This window comes from Amnibacterium flavum, from assembly GCF_003097495.1.
Classification (GTDB): domain Bacteria; phylum Actinomycetota; class Actinomycetes; order Actinomycetales; family Microbacteriaceae; genus Naasia; species Naasia flava.
Window position 1 is genome coordinate 791,869 of record NZ_QEOP01000001.1, and the last position, 13,866, is coordinate 805,734.

Sequence of the window (13,866 nt, forward strand, 5' to 3'; positions counted from 1 at the left end):
CCTCCTGCGAAGCGGGCTCCCCGCCGGCGCATCCTCGCTCCGCTGACGATGCTGTTCGTGGCGGCGGTGACGATCGTCACCACGATTCCGGTCAACTCGCTCCTGACACCGGCCGACATCGCGACGGCGAACGCCCCCGAGTCGATCGTGTCGAGACTGCCCCCGCAGGAACTGGGCGAGATCAGCGGCGGTGCCGACATCCCCATCAGCCGGGATGACTACTCGGTGACCTCGCTGCGGCAGCAGCTCCTCGCGCAGAGCGCGGGCCGGCCCACCCAGTTCGTCAACAACTCCACCGCCCCCATCCAGTGGCCGTTCGCCGCGGGTGTGCCGATGTCCGATCAGTTCGGCCCCCGAGTGCTCTGCGACACCTGCGGGGTGACCATGCACCGCGGGGTCGACTTCCTCCCCGGCCGGGGCGCGCCGATCCAGATCATCGCCGATGGCGTCGTCCGCTACATCGAGGAGTCGGACGACGGCCTCGGCGTCCACGTCATCATCGACCATCAGATCGACGGGCAGCTCGTCTCCTCCGTGTACTGCCATATGGAGTTCGGATCGGTGGCTGTCTCGCAGGGCGAGACCGTCAAGGTAGGTCAGCTCGTGGGCACCGTAGGTGACACCGGCTTCGCGTTCGGGCCGCATCTGCATTTCGAGATCCGCCTGAACGGCACGGAGAACGTCGATCCCGTGGCGTGGCTCAACGAGCACGCCGGCTGAGACCGCGCCGCGCCGGTCAGGTCCGAGGCGTCACTCCGTGCGGAGCCACACGGTGGTGTCGGGCGGCAGGGTAGCCCCGTCGAGCGCCTCGCTGCTGAGGAGGACCTCGCCGATCGGCAGTTCCACCGGGATCTCGCCGACGTTGGCGATCACCGTGACGCCGGCGTTGACGAACGCGACGACCGAGTCGCCGAATCCGCCGAGCCAGCTCAGTGCTCCCGTTCCGAGACCGCTCGCGACGCGCTCCGCGAGTGCTGCCCGGTAGAGCTCGAGCGTCGAGCCAGGCACTCCCGCCTGGGCGTCGCGCGCGAGCTCGGACCATTCGCCGGGTTGTGGCAGCCAGCTGGCCCCGGTGGGGCTGAAGCCGTACGCGGGGGCGTCGGACTCCCACGGGATCGGGACGCGGCAGCCGTCGCGCCCGTACTTCTCGCCGCCGGTGCGTCGGAAGGTGGGGTCCTCGCGGGCCTCGTCGGGCAGGTCGACCACTTCGGGAAGGCCGAGCTCTTCGCCCTGGTAGAGGTAGGCGCTGCCGGGAAGCGCGAGCATGAGGGTGGTCGCCGCGCGAGCGCGGCGGAGGCCCAGCTCGGGGATCGGTTGCCCCGCGCTGCGGGGCCCGACACCGGCGCCCTGCGGGTTGGGGGCGGTGAGGGCGAGGCGCGATGCGTGGCGCACGACGTCGTGGTTGGAGAGCACCCAGGTGCTCGGTGCCCCGACGCTGGAGAAGGCGGCGATGGAGTCGTCGACGACCTTGCGGATCGCGGGAGCCGACCAGGGGGTCTCGAGGTAGGTGAAGTTGAACGCCTGGTCCATCTCATCGGACCGCACCCAGAGCGCCAGTTTGGCGAGGGGGTCGACCCACGCTTCCGCGCACAGCACGCGGTCGCCCTCGTATTCGTCGAGCACGCTGCGCCACTCGCGGAAGATCGCGTGCACGCCGTCCTGTGCCCAGTACGGCGGGGTGTCGGGCTGCGTGATCGCTTCGCTCTCGAGGCCGGGGGAGAGGCTCACTCCACCGGCGCCTCCCATAGATCCGGCGCCTTCGGCAGGCGTCCAGTCGGGGAGGCCTTCGGCTTTGACCATTCCGTGGGCGACGTCGACACGGAAGCCGTCGACGCCCCGGTCGAGCCAGAAGCGCAGGACGTCGATGAACTGCTCGTGCACCCACCGGTTGGACCAGTCGAGGTCGGGTTGGCTGCTGTCGAACAGGTGGAGGTACCACTGGCCGGGGGTGCCGTCCGCTTCGGTGACGCGGGTCCACGCGTCGCCGCCGAACACCGACTCCCAGTTGTTGGGCGGCAGATCGCCGCCGGGGCCTCGGCCGTCCCGGAAGATGTAGCGGGCGCGCTCGGCGCTGCCGGGTGCCGCGGCGAGGGCTTCTTTGAACCAGACGTGGTCGTCGGAGCTGTGGTTGGGGACCAGGTCGACGATGACGCGGAGTTCGAGCTCGTGCGCTTTGTGCAGCATCGTGTCGAAGTCGTCGAGCGTGCCGAAGAGCGGGTCGATGTCGCGGTAGTCGGCCACGTCGTATCCCGCATCGTTCTGCGGCGACCGATAGAACGGGGAGAGCCAGATCGCGTCGATCCCGAGATCGGCGAGGGAGTCCAGTCGTGCGGTGACGCCGGCGAGATCACCGATCCCGTCTCCGTCGGAGTCCGCGAAGGACCGAGGGTAGATCTGATAGATGACGGCGGACCGCCACCATTCGTCGGCGGGGCGCGTGGCGACGAGTTCGGTGTCGTCGTCGATCTCCGTCGGGCGGGAGTCTTCGGGGGCGCCGGGGTCGAGTGGTGCGCTGTCGATCGTCACCGTCACACCCTACTGACGGCAACCGGGACACTCCTGTCGCCATGTGACGGTGCCGCTTCGAGTCCGGGCGCGGTGAGGTGCTACTCTCTTCTGGTGCCGCAGGGGCCCGGGGATCCGGTGCCGTCTGCAGATCGCCCCGATAGCTCAGTGGTAGAGCACTTCCATGGTAAGGAAGGGGTCGTCAGTTCAATCCTGACTCGGGGCTCTGGTTCTCCCTCTTTCGACGGGATAGCCTCGCGGCGGGGTAGCTCAGGTGGTTAGAGCACACGGCTCATAATCGTGGTGTCGCGGGTTCGAGTCCCGCCCTCGCTACAACGCAAACAGGCCCCGTCAGGGGCCTTTTTGCGTTGTCCCGAGGACGGATCGAGAAGCCGCCCACGCGGATCGAGAAGCCGCCCGCGCGGTGGGCGGTTCGCGAAGGCCATCGTCGGGCTCGGTACCCGAGGGCTTCTCATGATGGTCGCTTCGCTGGCGTGTCGGCTGTCGTGAGCCATACGGTTCGGGCATTCCCCGTCACCGTCAGGAAGCAGGCATCCTCATGGCTCGTCCCCGCAGAATTCTCCTCACGGCTCTGGCCGCGATCGGGCTGCTGGTCGCCAGTGCATCGATCGCGGTCGTGACCTCGGCGCCGGCGGCCGAGGCCGCCACGATCAAGCCCGGCAACGGCTACTACGGCGGCTTCAATCCCGATAACCCGGGCGCGAGCCAGTGCGTCTACGGGGACCGGTACACGACGGAGGTGCTCGGGATCCTCGATTACGGCCTGCTGGGGACCCCGGCCTCGTTCCCGGGCTTGGACGGCTCGCTCACGCAGGTCTGCCACTTCCAGCTGCCGTACACCGCGAAGCCGATCACGAAGCCGGTCACCACGCCGACGGTCTGCTCGAAGTTCGACCACGACCCCACCAGGGAGGAGTGGGACAAGTGGCAGTTCACCCCGCCCCAGGCCGCGGTCGCGTCGGTCCAGTACGCCGACCGCACAGTCGTGCTCACCTGCTACTTCCCGGCCGGAACCTACTAGCCGCAGAGTGATCTGCTGCCGCTGGCAGGGCTGAACCCGGGCGGGTCGAGCCGCGGATGGGCCGCACGCGCTCTGTCGAGCGTGCGCGAAGGAGGCGCGTGCATGTAGGGCACACGTGGGTGTGAGACCGTTGCCGCATGCCTGCTGCGGCGCCGATCCCGTCCTGATCGACGGCGAGGCATCCCTCCCACCCTGGGGCCAACGAGGAGATGCTCGACATGACGGAGATCGACCCTTTCGCGGAGTCCCCGGGACTACAGCGCGTCACCGTGCGCGGGGCGCGGGAACACAATCTGCGATCGATCGACGTCGACATCCCGCGGGATGCACTCGTCGCGTTCACCGGGGTGTCCGGGTCGGGGAAGAGCTCGCTCGCCTTCGGCACCATCTACGGCGAGGCGCAGCGCCGGTTCTTCGAGTCGGTCGCCCCGTATGCGCGCCGGCTGATCGATCAGGTGGGCGTCCCCGACGTCGACTCGATCGACGGTCTCCCGCCCGCCGTCGCCCTGCCGCAGCGTCGATCGGGCGGCACCGCCCGTTCGAGCGTGGGGAGCGCGACGACGGTCGCCAACGTGCTGCGCATGCTGTACTCCCGCATCGGGACGTACCCGCCCGGCGCGCCCATGCTGTTCGCCGAGGACTTCTCCACGAACACCGTGCAGGGCGCATGCCCGACCTGCCACGGTCTCGGTCGCGTCTACGACGTGCCGCTGGAGCTGATGGTGCCCGACGACTCGCTCTCGATCCGCGAGCGGGCCCTCGCGGCCTGGCCGACGGCCTGGCACGGAAAGCAGCTGCAGGACAGCCTCATCTCCCTGGGCTACGACATCGACGTGCCGTGGCGCGATCTGCCCGCCGACAAGCGGGACTGGGTGCTGTACACGCAGGAGTCGCCGCAGGTGCCGATCTTCACCGATCGCTCGCCGAAAGAGGTGCGCAAGGCCGTCGCCGCCGGTGTGGAACCGCGGTACATGAGCACGTTCCTGGGCGTCAAGAGATATGTCATGGACACGTTCGCGGGCTCGAAGAGCGCACGCATGCGCGAGAAGGCCGCGGGTTTCATGGTGAGCGTGCGATGCCCCTCATGCGGCGGCAAGCGATTGAAGCCCGAAGCTCTCGCCGTGACGTTCGAGGGCGCCGACATCACCGAGGTATCGGCGATGCCGCTCGACGATGTCGTCCGACTGATGGAGAAGGTCCTCGCGCCCGGGTGGGGCGCATCGGCGCCGCACGAACTCCCTCCCGAGAAGCGTCTGGCCGCGCAGCGTCTCGTGACCGAGCTGCTCGGACGACTGGCGCCGATCACCGACCTCGGCCTCGGCTATCTCAGCCTCGACCGGACGACGTCGACCCTGTCGTCCGGCGAGCTGCAGCGCATGCGACTGGCGACGCAGGTGCTCTCGCGTCTCTTCGGTGTCGTGTTCGTGCTGGACGAACCGTCCGCAGGGCTCCACCCCGCCGATACCGAAGCCCTGCTGCGGATCCTCCGGAGCCTCAGAGACTCCGGCAACACCGTCTACTACGTCGAGCACTCCCTCGACGTGATCCGCGCAGCTGACTGGATCGTCGACATCGGTCCCGGCGCGGGCGCCGACGGTGGCACCGTCGTCTACTCGGGCGAGATCGACGGCCTGCGCGATGTCGAGAAGTCGGCTACACGGCGCTACCTCTTCGACGGCTCAGGCGGGGAACCCAGGGAGAAGCGCGCGCGTCGCTCCGGCGATGCCCGGTTGACGCTCGAGGACGTCAGGCGCAACAACCTGGCGGACGTCTCGGTGTCCTTCCCTCTCGGCGCCTTCACCGCCATCACGGGGGTGTCCGGATCCGGCAAGTCGACGCTCATCAACCACGGCATCCCCGACCTCCTGCGGGCCGACCTCGCCAGCCGCACCGATGAGGTCGACGACGAATCCGAGCCGCTCGCGCAGGACCCCCTCGACGCCGAGGCGCCGGTTGCGACGACGGGTCGGGCGTCAGGACCCGCGGATCGGGTTCGTCGGGTCGTGCAGGTGACGCAGAAGCCGATCGGACGGACGCCCCGATCGAACGTGGCGACCTACACCGGTGTGTTCGATCGAATCCGCAGCCGGTTCGCTGCGACTCCGGAGGCGCGGCGGCGCCGATACGGCGCGAGCCGGTTCTCCTTCAACGTCGCCAGTGGCCGGTGCCCCGTCTGCAAGGGCGAGGGCATGATCGAGGTCGAGCTGCTGTTCCTGCCGACGGTCCACGCCCCCTGCACCGCCTGCGGGGGAACCCGGTACAACCAGGAGACGCTCGAGATCCGGTTGAACGGCAAGACCATCGCCGACGTGCTCGCGCTGAGTGTTACCAGCGCGCGAGCATTCTTCGAGGAGGACGCCGAGATCGTGCAGCACCTCGATGCGCTGCTCGACGTCGGGCTCGGCTACATCTCGCTGGGCCAGTCGGCGACGGAGCTCTCCGGCGGAGAGGCGCAGCGCGTGAAACTGGCGTCGGAGCTGCGCCGCGCCCCGCGAGGTGACACGCTCTACCTCCTCGACGAGCCCACCTCCGGCCTGCACCCCGCCGACTCCGATCGTCTGATCGGTCACCTGCAGCGTCTCGTCGATGGCGGCAACACCGTGATCGTCGTCGAGCACGACATGCGCGTCGTCGCCGAAGTCGACTGGGTGATCGACCTCGGACCCGGAGCGGGAGACGCGGGAGGACAGGTCGTCGCCGCTGGAACACCGGAGGAGGTCGCCGGCCGCGCAGAGAGTCGAACGGCTCCGTTCCTCCAGGCTGCGCTGGCGCGACGATAGCCCCGGCGGTAGCACCTGTGGAGGCCCCGTCGGTGTGCCCGCAGAGTCGAGGCGCACCTCGCGAGGTCCGAGGATAAGGGGGCTGAGCGAGCGCGCGGACGATCCGATGGCTGACGCCGGTCGCATCACCGGGTCTGCTGCCAGCCCTCCTCAGCACGTATCGCGTGGGTGATCCGACGGGTGATCTCGCGCAGCTGTCGGGTTTGAGCCCGGGTGAGGACTCCCAGGACCAACCGCTGGACGGTGTCGACGTGACCCGGGGTCGCCTCCCCGTATTTCACGGCGCCGAGCTCGGTGAGGATCGCCAGGGTCGAACGGCCGTCTGCTGGATCGGGGGTTCGGCGGAGCCATCCCCGACTCTCGAGCCGCGACGCGGCGCGCGAAAGCCGCGAGAGCGAGCTGTTGGCGTAGTCGGCGAGCACGCTCATGCGCAGGGCGCGCTCGGGGGCGGCGGCAAGAGCGAACAGGATCCCGTATTCGAAGTGCGTGAGTCCGGAGTCGCGCAGGAGCTGGGCGTCGAGTGCGGGCGGCAGCCATTCCAGAAGGGTGGCGAGGCCCGCCCAGGTCTCGAGGTCTTCGCCCTCGAGAGCAGAGGTCCGATCGCGGTCCGGCATGGGGGAAGGGTATCCGACGGTCGGCCTGAGTTCGTGCCCATTTGACTTGACCAGGAAAGTAACCAACGATGGATTCACTTGACTGAGCAAGTAAAAAAGCGGCGGAAAGGCACAAGATGGATCTGCGTTTGACAGGCAAGAAGGCGTTCGTGAGCGGTTCGACGCAGGGCATCGGCTACGCGATCGCCAGGGCGCTCCTCCGAGAGGGGGTCTCGGTCGTGATCAACGGACGCGATGCGGATCGCCTTGAGATCGCCGTCCGCAAGCTGGAGGCGGAGGTGCCTGGCACGGCGGTCTCGGGGCTCGCAGCCGACTTCGGCGACCCCACACAGGTGGAGGCGCTCCTGAGTTCACTGGGTCGGGTCGACATCCTCGTCAACAACGTCGGCCTGTTCGAGGTGGCCCCGTTCGGGAGCATCGACGATGACGATTGGCGACGATACTTCGACGTCAACGTCATGAGCGGGGTCCGACTGGCGCGCCATGCCCTCCCCGCGATGATCGACGCCGGATGGGGGCGGATCATCTTCATCGGCAGCGAGTCGGGTGTCAACGTCCCCGCCGAGATGACCCACTACGGGGTGACCAAGGCGGGAATGCTCGCCCTCGGCAACGGACTGGCCAAGCTGACCCGGGGCACCGGGGTCACGGTCAATTCGATCCTCGGCGGCCCCACCTATTCGGATGGCGTGGAGCGCGCGGTGACGCAGATGGCGCGAGGCCAAGGAGTTGACGCGTCGGAGCTGAAGGCGGCCATCATCGGAAGCAATAGGACCTCCCTTCTCGAGAGGTTCATCGAGCCCCACGAGATCGCCAGCCTCGCCGTGTACCTCGCCAGCCCCGTCTCGTCCGCGACCAACGGGGCGGCGTTGCGAGCCGACGGGGGAGTGTTGACGTCGGTCCTCTAACGGGTAGCGAGCCCAGGGGCAGCTATTGCGAAACGAAGCATCAGGTGACGCATCCGCTTCCGATTGATTGCCTGCTGGGTTGATCGGATGTCGTCGATCCGATCATGGGTGCGAGAAATCGGGGATGAAGCCGTTAATCGGCTGAGTGAGGCACGTCATCAGCAACAGAACGGAGATAGTTAGACTGCCTAGTGAAGTCCGAAGGAGAAGTGATGACCGCGACCGAAGCCGTTCCTCCCGCCCCCGCTCCTCTGAGGGCTCAGTACAAGGTCGATTCCGTCAGCGGATGGCTCACGATGACCTCCGGATTGCGCCGCCGCGGACCGCGTCGAACGCGCAAGGGCTCCCCGGTGTCGGCTGTACAGATCGACCCCAAGACCGGACGGGTCGCCGACTTCGACTGACGGCGGGGCTCATCCCCGGCCTCTCGGAAGCGGGAGCCCTCTGCGGCTCAGCTCTCGACGCTGAACGGTGTCCGGACCGTTTTGGCTCCGACGGTGCTCTCGAGGTGTGCGGCGATCCGGGTTCCGACGAGAAGCTCGGATGCGTCGGACGGGAGCGGTGCTCGCACCCGCCAGACCCCGTGGCGCAGGGTACGCCGAACCGCCCCGATGATCCGCAGCTCGACGGGCGCATCGACACCGTGGATCGCGATGGCCGCGCTGACCTCGGCTGGTGAGACATCCACCCCGCGCAGCCGGAGGTCGACTTCGACTTCGCGACCACGCCGCACAGTGGCCCCGACGATCTCGACCTTGTGCTTCTTGCCCGCGGGAGGGACGCGGTCGCGCGCCCGCTCGAAGACCCCGGCCCAGAGCCCGACGATCGACTCGTCGCTGAAGGCGGCAGCCGCCCGGGCGGCCGCCTCCCTCATCGGGGCGAGCTCTTCCGCCGACGCGGCGGCGATCGACCGCATCCGATCCGACAGACCGGCGACGTCGCCAGGAGCGAGCAGGAACCCCGTCTCGCCGTCCGCGACGATGTCGGCCGGACCGTACGGGATGTCGTAGGCGAGGGGAATGCAGCCGCGCGCCATTCCCTCCGCCAGAACAAGGGGGAATCCCTCGGTCGTGCTCGTGAGGGTGAAGAAGGAGGCCTCGGCGAAGTGCTCGGCTGCCCCGGCATCGAAACCGTGGATCGTCACGGCCGACTGAAGGCCGTTCGATCCGATGGCGTCGACGAGTCGGGGCACCGAGGGGCCGTCCCCGTAGACGTCGAGCACCGCCTCGCTGCCGACCGCCCGGGCCCGGCCCAGGGCTTCGACGGCGTGATCGACGCGCTTGCGCTCATCGACGCTGCCCACAACGACCCCGGCGCGTGGGTCGCGATCGAGGCGGGGAGCCGCGGAAGGCAGCCCGGTCGAGTTCGGGACCACCTCGAGCCGATCGCCGAGGGAGAACATCGTGTCGAGATCGTCGCGCTGACGCTCCGACAGGGCGACGATCGCATCGAAGCCGGCGATCTGGGCGAGGGCCTCCCGTCGCGACGCCTTGACGACGTCCCATGGCCGGTGCTCCCCGGCGAGGTGCGAGCTGTGCAAAAGGTGGATGCGCGCGACCCGCGGGTTCGAGTACCCGGCGACGATCGGCGCTGCCGTCTTGCTGTCGACGATGAAGAAGGAGTCGTGATCGCCGACGACGAGATCCAGCCACGCCCGGTAGGCGGCGCGCGCCCCGGTGAAGCCCACGACAGGCTGCCCGTCCGCGTTGCAGAGGACGAGGGAACGTCCGCCCGCCCTGCCCGGCTGGTCGACGTCCCGTCGGTCGCTGAGCGCGAGCGACCCATCGGCACGGTGCCGGTCGATCTGCAGAACGGCGCCCGCCGAGTCGGTGCGACGCAGCGTGCGCCCGTCGCCCGGCAGCGGGGAGAACCCCTCGAGCGCTTTCTTCTTCGCTCCTCGCAGAGACGGGAGTTCGGTGGTCTCGGTCAGCTCGTCCCAGAAGTTGCGGAGGCGCACTCCGTCGATGAGCCGACCGTCGCCGCGCAGGACCGCGTTGACGGTCGCGTAGTCATCGCGGACGTCGAAGGTCAGAACGTCGACCGGGGAGGAGGCGAGGGTCGCGAACGCTCGCGAGCGACGCAGCATCGCGCTGGTCATACCGCCGAACTCGGTGCTCACGCCCCAGGTGAGGGCGAACTGCCGACCGTGGGGGAGGAGCGCCTCGTGATCTCCCGTCACGGTTCGCCTCCCCGGGGCAGCCTGAGCGGCGCCCGATCGAGGAGCGTCGACGCGAAATGCTAGGCGCCCCCGCCTGAACGCGGGATGTGCCTCCGCGCCTCTGCGGAGCAGGGATGGGGTGGCGCGTCCGAGCCCTCACCCACCGTCCGTAGACTGGACGTGTGGCAGTGAATCCGGCGATCCAAGGGCGGGTCTACCCGCCGAGTGCGCCCTACCTCGTCGGCCGCGAGAAGGTGCGCGAGTTCGCTCGCGCCGTCTTCGCGACCGACCCCATCTCATTCGACCCCGATGTCGCCGTCGCGGCGGGCTACCGAGACGTCGTCGCTCCGCCCACCTTCGGCGTCCTCCTCCAGGAACACGCCCTCAAGCAGGTGATCAACGACGAAGAGGCCGGCATCGATTTCACCCGCGTGGTCCACGGCGACCAGCGCTTCCGCTTCACCCGTCCGATCGTCGCGGGCGACGAGCTCACGGCGATCCTCACGGTCACGAGCGTCAAGAGCATCGGTGGACACTCGATGGTCACCGCCGACACGGCGATCAGCGACGGCGCCGGTGATCACGTGGTCACCGCGACCTCCACCATCGTCGTCAGGGGCGACGAATGAGCCCGCGCATCTCCGAGTTGAGCGTCGGCGACGTCGTCTCCGAGCGCACGGTCGAGGTCAGCCGCGACTCCCTGGTCCGCTACGCAGGGGCCTCGGGCGACTTCAACCCCATCCACTATCGCGATGACGTCGCGGGCTCGGTCGGGCTCCCCGGTGTCCTCGCCCACGGGATGCTCACCATGGGCATCGCCGCCGAGGCCGCGATCGACTGGGCGGGTGGCGCCCACCGGGTGCGCGACTACCAGGTGCGGTTCACGCGCCCCGTCGTCGTCGACCCCGAAACCGGGGCGACCCTCGAAGTCATCGGCAAGATCGGTGCGCTCGACACCGAAGCAGGCACCGCGCGGATCGACCTCACCGTCCGTTTCGGCGGCGAGACCGTTCTCGGCAGGGCGCAAGCCGTCGTCTCGGTGGACTGACCTCATGTCCGAGCGGCTCCTCTCCGAGCTGACCACGCTCCGCGTCGGCGGTCCGGCGGAGGTGGTCGACCTCTCGACCGAGGCTGACATCATCGCCGCAGCGCTCGAGGTGTGGGGGTCCGGCGACGACTGGATGGTTCTCGGCGGCGGATCGAACGTCGTCGTCTCCGACGACGGTTTCGAGGGGACAGTGCTCCGGACCGTGTCCCGCGGCATCGAGGTGCTGCCCCCCGCGGTGCGCACATCGAGCATCCCGTTGGTCGCTCACCGGGAGACGGCCCGTGTCGACCGCGAGGTGTCGCCCGCCGAATCGACCGTTCGCATCCGGGTGCAGGCGGGGCACCCCTGGGACGACCTCGTCGCGGAGACGGTCGAGCGCGGCTGGTCGGGTCTCGAGGCGCTCTCGGGGATCCCCGGCAGCACCGGCGCATCCCCCGTCCAGAACATCGGCGCCTACGGCCAGGAGCTCGCGGCCACGCTGCACGCCGTCGACTTCCTGGATTACCTGACGGGCGAGGTCGTTCGTCTGCCCGCCTCCCAGCTCGGCCTCGGCTACCGCACGTCGACAATCAAGCAAGGCCGCCAGGGCATCGTGACCGCCGTCGAGTTCACTCTGGGGGCGCACGAGGGAACCGCCCTCAGTCACCCGCTCGGCTACGCGCAGTTGGCGCAGGCGCTCGGCGCCAAACTCGGCGACCGGGTGCCGATCGGCGTGCTGCGCGACGCGGTCCTCGAACTGCGCCGCAGCAAAGGCATGGTGCTGAGCGCCGACGACCCCGACTCTGTCAGTGCCGGATCCTTCTTCACCAACCCGGTCGTCTCGGAGCGCTTCGCGCGGACCATGCCCGCCGACGCGCCCCGCTGGCCGACGGGCGAGAGGCAGCCCGACGTCGTCGCGCCCCTCGGTGTGGAACTGCCCGCACCGGCCCCCGGGGAGCGCGATTACCGGGTCAAGCTGAGTGCCGCGTGGCTCATCGAGCACGCGGGCATCTCGCGCGGATTCCGCCTCACGGGCTCCCGGGCGGCGATCTCGTCGAAGCACAGCCTCGCCATCGTCAATACGGGAGGCGCCAGCGCGACTGAGATCCTCGAGCTCGCTCGATACGTGCGGGCGCTCGTCCAGGTCGAGTTCGGGGTGCTCCTGCAGCCCGAACCGGTGCTGGTCGGCTCGACGATCTGAACGGAGCCGGTCCGCGTCAGGTGACGCGGATCAGCGTCCGCTGGAGACCGCTCGACCCGTTCGGCGCGATCGAGGCGCGCTCCTCGGTCTGGACCGTCCCGTTCACGTCGGTTGCGCGAACGGCTACGTAGTGCGTGCCCGTCTCGGCCTGCCAGTCGATGACCCACTGGACCCAGGTCGCCCCGTTCACGGGCGTCGACATGGTGGCGGGCTGCCAGTCGCCGTCGTCGATCTGCACCTCGACGGCGCCGACTCCGACGGGCTGCGCCCACGCCATGCCGGCGATCTTCGCTGGGCCGGCGGCGAGCGCCTTGTCGATGCGAGGGGTGTCGATGCGGGAGGAGAGCTTGATCGGTGCCTCGGCGCTGTAGCCGCGGGGAGTCCAGTACGCCTCGTCCTTCGCGAACGTCGTCACGGTCAGGCCGGAGAGCCATTTGGTCGCCGACACGTAGCCGTAGAGGCCGGGGACGAGCATGCGGACGGGGAAGCCGTGCTCGAGCGGGAGCGGCTCGCCGTTCATGGCGACAGCGAGGATCGCGTCGAGATCGGGGTCGGTCAGCGCCGAGATCGGCGTGCTGGCGGTGAAGCCGTCGACGCTGCGGGACAGCACCATGTCGGCACTCGAATCCGGAGAGGCGAGAGCGAGCACATCCCGGATGGGGATGCCCTGCCAGACCGCGTTGCCGAGCAGGCTTCCGCCGACCTCGTTCGACACGCAGGTGAGGGTGATCATGTACTCGTCGAGTCCCATGGCGACCAGGTCGTCGAACGTGAGTGTGACGGTCTCGCCGACCATCCCGTCGATGGTGAGGGTCCAGGTCTCGGGGTCCACCGAGGGCACGGTGAGAGCCGTGTCCACGCGGTAGAAGTCCTTGTTGGCGGTCACGAGCGAGCTGAGCCCCTCGACGTCGAGCTCGGCGCCGTCCGGAAGCGTCACCCGGCTCGCGGGTTCCGGCAGTTTGAGAGCGTCTCGCACCTTGCCGATCGATGAGGTGGCGACGCTCACGAGGCGTGCGCCGACGCCGACGACCAGCGATGCGGCGCCGGCGATCACGGTGAGTCGCAGGAATCCGCGGCGGCCGACGGCTTTCGCGGGAGCAGCCGACCCTGCTCCGGTCGCTACGGCAGGCGCCGTGCTGTCGCGCCAGGTCCGCAACCGGGGGATGAGGAGGGACAGCAGCACGATTCCGACGACGGCACCGAGCACCGAGGGGATCGCGACGAGCGGACTGGCTCCGGCACGGGTCACGGTCGCTGCGATCGCGACGACGCCGGCGAGACCGATGATCACGGCACCGAATGGGCGGCGGATGTACTCGACGACGCCGGCGACGGCGGCGGCGATGACGACCGCGATGGCGAGGCTGAGAAGCAGGAAGAGCTTGTCGTTCGCGCCGAAGACCTCGATCGCGAATTCCTTCGCCCAGCGGGGCACGATGTCGATCACGAACGAGCCGACCGCGAGGATGGGGCTGGCTCCGGATCCGACCAGCAGCGCGACGAGCTCGGCGACCGCGAGGAAGGCACCGGCGCTCACGACCCCCGCGAGTGCGGCCCAAGGCCAGAACCTCCGGGTCTTGCGCTTCGTGCCCTTTGCCTCAGCCACCGGTACTCCTCTGTGATCGCTCGAC

At 69.0% G+C, this 13,866-nt stretch carries 12 protein-coding genes and 2 tRNA genes; 10 read left to right on the top strand and 4 right to left on the bottom strand.

The window, feature by feature from the left end; all coding sequences use genetic code 11:
* Positions 1–57: 57 nt before the first annotated feature.
* Complete coding sequence (locus DDQ50_RS03765) at positions 58–720, top strand: M23 family metallopeptidase (RefSeq protein ID WP_165829680.1); 663 nt, start codon at positions 58–60, stop codon at positions 718–720.
* Between the two features lie 30 nt (positions 721–750).
* On the opposite strand, the gene DDQ50_RS03770 is transcribed toward DDQ50_RS03765, so the two are convergent.
* Positions 751–2,466 carry a glycoside hydrolase family 13 protein gene (locus DDQ50_RS03770; RefSeq protein ID WP_116756077.1) on the bottom strand — a complete coding sequence of 572 codons (1,716 nt, stop codon included), beginning with the start codon at positions 2,464–2,466 and terminating at the stop codon, positions 751–753.
* A gap of 193 nt (positions 2,467–2,659) precedes the next feature.
* Between DDQ50_RS03770 and DDQ50_RS03775 the strand changes: the two genes are divergently transcribed.
* From DDQ50_RS03775 to DDQ50_RS03790, 4 genes are all read left to right on the top strand, one after another.
* Positions 2,660–2,731, top strand: a tRNA-Thr gene (locus DDQ50_RS03775).
* A 33-nt stretch (positions 2,732–2,764) separates the two neighbouring features.
* Positions 2,765–2,838, top strand: a tRNA-Met gene (locus tag DDQ50_RS03780).
* Between the two features lie 226 nt (positions 2,839–3,064).
* Positions 3,065–3,547 carry a hypothetical protein gene (locus tag DDQ50_RS03785; protein ID WP_116755354.1) on the top strand — a complete coding sequence of 161 codons (483 nt, stop codon included), beginning with the start codon at positions 3,065–3,067 and terminating at the stop codon, positions 3,545–3,547.
* 218 nt (positions 3,548–3,765) lie between these two features.
* On the top strand, positions 3,766–6,327 hold the full coding sequence (locus DDQ50_RS03790) for an excinuclease ABC subunit UvrA (RefSeq protein WP_116756078.1): 2,562 nt from the start codon (positions 3,766–3,768) through the stop codon (positions 6,325–6,327).
* Between the two features lie 125 nt (positions 6,328–6,452).
* Here the strand turns inward: DDQ50_RS03790 and DDQ50_RS03795 are convergent, their stop codons facing one another.
* The gene (locus DDQ50_RS03795) at positions 6,453–6,941 is read right to left on the bottom strand and encodes a MarR family winged helix-turn-helix transcriptional regulator (RefSeq protein WP_116755355.1); all 489 of its coding nucleotides are present in this window, start codon (positions 6,939–6,941) and stop codon (positions 6,453–6,455) included.
* Between the two features lie 149 nt (positions 6,942–7,090).
* On the opposite strand from DDQ50_RS03795, the gene DDQ50_RS03800 reads away from it, so the two are divergent.
* Together DDQ50_RS03800 and DDQ50_RS03805 are read left to right on the top strand one after the other, a co-directional pair.
* Entirely contained in the window at positions 7,091–7,849 is a 759-nt protein-coding gene (locus tag DDQ50_RS03800) for an SDR family NAD(P)-dependent oxidoreductase (RefSeq protein ID WP_240614223.1), read from the top strand.
* A gap of 212 nt (positions 7,850–8,061) precedes the next feature.
* Positions 8,062–8,253: a hypothetical protein gene (locus DDQ50_RS03805; protein WP_116755357.1), complete on the top strand. Its 192-nt coding sequence runs from the start codon at positions 8,062–8,064 to the stop codon at positions 8,251–8,253.
* Between the two features lie 47 nt (positions 8,254–8,300).
* Here the strand turns inward: DDQ50_RS03805 and DDQ50_RS03810 are convergent, their stop codons facing one another.
* Positions 8,301–10,028, bottom strand: coding sequence for a glycosyltransferase (locus DDQ50_RS03810; protein ID WP_116755358.1), 1,728 nt, complete (start codon positions 10,026–10,028; stop codon positions 8,301–8,303).
* A 161-nt stretch (positions 10,029–10,189) separates the two neighbouring features.
* Between DDQ50_RS03810 and DDQ50_RS03815 the strand changes: the two genes are divergently transcribed.
* From DDQ50_RS03815 to DDQ50_RS03825, 3 genes are read left to right on the top strand one after another with little or no spacing between them, the layout of a single operon-like run.
* On the top strand, positions 10,190–10,636 hold the full coding sequence (locus DDQ50_RS03815) for an FAS1-like dehydratase domain-containing protein (RefSeq protein ID WP_116755359.1): 447 nt from the start codon (positions 10,190–10,192) through the stop codon (positions 10,634–10,636).
* Complete coding sequence (locus DDQ50_RS03820; protein ID WP_116755360.1) at positions 10,633–11,055, top strand: MaoC family dehydratase; 423 nt, start codon at positions 10,633–10,635, stop codon at positions 11,053–11,055. The genes DDQ50_RS03815 and DDQ50_RS03820 overlap by 4 nt, the downstream gene beginning before the upstream one ends.
* 4 nt (positions 11,056–11,059) lie before the next feature.
* Entirely contained in the window at positions 11,060–12,235 is a 1,176-nt protein-coding gene (locus DDQ50_RS03825; RefSeq protein ID WP_116755361.1) for a UDP-N-acetylmuramate dehydrogenase, read from the top strand.
* Positions 12,236–12,251: 16 nt separating this feature from the next.
* On the opposite strand, the gene DDQ50_RS03830 is transcribed toward DDQ50_RS03825, so the two are convergent.
* Positions 12,252–13,841: a molybdopterin-dependent oxidoreductase gene (locus DDQ50_RS03830; protein ID WP_116755362.1), complete on the bottom strand. Its 1,590-nt coding sequence runs from the start codon at positions 13,839–13,841 to the stop codon at positions 12,252–12,254.
* Between the last annotated feature and the right edge of the window lie 25 nt (positions 13,842–13,866).

What these genes read in the sequence shown, in the direction of transcription:
- DDQ50_RS03785 (WP_116755354.1), top strand. Translation starts at nt 3,065, where the DNA reads ATGGCTCGTCCCCGCAGAATTCTCCTCACGGCTCTGGCCGCGATCGGG.
- DDQ50_RS03790 (WP_116756078.1), top strand. Translation starts at nt 3,766, where the DNA reads ATGACGGAGATCGACCCTTTCGCGGAGTCCCCGGGACTACAGCGCGTC.
- DDQ50_RS03795 (WP_116755355.1), bottom strand. Translation starts at nt 6,941, where the DNA reads ATGCCGGACCGCGATCGGACCTCTGCTCTCGAGGGCGAAGACCTCGAG.
- DDQ50_RS03805 (WP_116755357.1), top strand. Translation starts at nt 8,062, where the DNA reads ATGACCGCGACCGAAGCCGTTCCTCCCGCCCCCGCTCCTCTGAGGGCT.
- DDQ50_RS03820 (WP_116755360.1), top strand. Translation starts at nt 10,633, where the DNA reads ATGAGCCCGCGCATCTCCGAGTTGAGCGTCGGCGACGTCGTCTCCGAG.
- DDQ50_RS03825 (WP_116755361.1), top strand. Translation starts at nt 11,060, where the DNA reads ATGTCCGAGCGGCTCCTCTCCGAGCTGACCACGCTCCGCGTCGGCGGT.